This window comes from Streptococcus mitis (assembly GCF_003942765.1).
GTDB lineage: Bacteria > Bacillota > Bacilli > Lactobacillales > Streptococcaceae > Streptococcus > Streptococcus mitis_BE.
This window is the reverse complement of sequence record NZ_RJNW01000021.1, coordinates 1-750: the sequence shown is the minus strand read 5'-3', so window position 1 is coordinate 750 and position 750 is coordinate 1. Positions and strand designations below refer to the sequence as shown.

The window sequence follows — 750 nt, the reverse complement described above, 5'->3', positions numbered from 1 at the left end:
CATTTATGGGAGTTATCTGATTGGGACCAAGAGGGAATGATTTGCTTACATGAATTGATCAGTAGAGAAGAAGAGTTGGCAGAAGATATTCCTCGTTTAAGGAAATATTTTAAGACAAAGTTTCGGAATCGGATCCTAGACTATATCCGTAAGCAGGAAAGTCAAAAACGAAGATATGATAAAGAACCCTATGAAGAAGTGGGTGAGATCAGTCATCGTATCAGTGAGGGCGGTCTGTGGCTAGATGATTATTATCTCTTTCATGAGACACTAAGAGATTATAGAAACAAACAAAGTAAAGACAAACAAGAAGAGTTAGAACGCGTCTTAAGAAATGAACGCTTCCGAGGTCGTCAAAGAGTATTAAGAGACTTACGTATTGTATTTAAAGAGTTTGACATCCGTACATACTAGGAAGCCATGCAAAAAATGAAAAAAGATAAAAAAAGTAGTTGACAAAGTTTGAAAAGTCTGTATAATAGTAAGAGTTGAAAATAACAGCTCAGGTCCGTTGGTCAAGGGGTTAAGACACCGCCTTTTCACGGCGGTAACACGGGTTCGAATCCCGTACGGACTATGGTGTATTGTGGTTGAGGCACTTGATGAAAAAAGTTAAAAAAGTTTCAAAAAAGTGTTGACAAGCGAAAGTGGCTGTGATATACTAATATAGTTGTCACTTGAGAGAAGTAAGTGACAAAGACCTTTGAAAACTGAACAAGACGAACCAATGTGCAGGGCGCTATAACTAAG

1 protein-coding gene and 1 tRNA gene are annotated in these 750 nt (G+C 38.0%); both read left to right on the top strand.

All coding sequences use genetic code 11. The annotated features are described in order from the left end of the window. The coding region (locus tag D8849_RS10370; protein ID WP_125387009.1) for a sigma-70 family RNA polymerase sigma factor at window positions 1-414 on the top strand (414 nt) is incomplete at its 5' end. A gap of 91 nt (window positions 415-505) precedes the next feature. Beyond that, window positions 506-577 (top strand) — tRNA-Glu (locus tag D8849_RS10365). Window positions 578-750 lie beyond the last annotated feature (173 nt).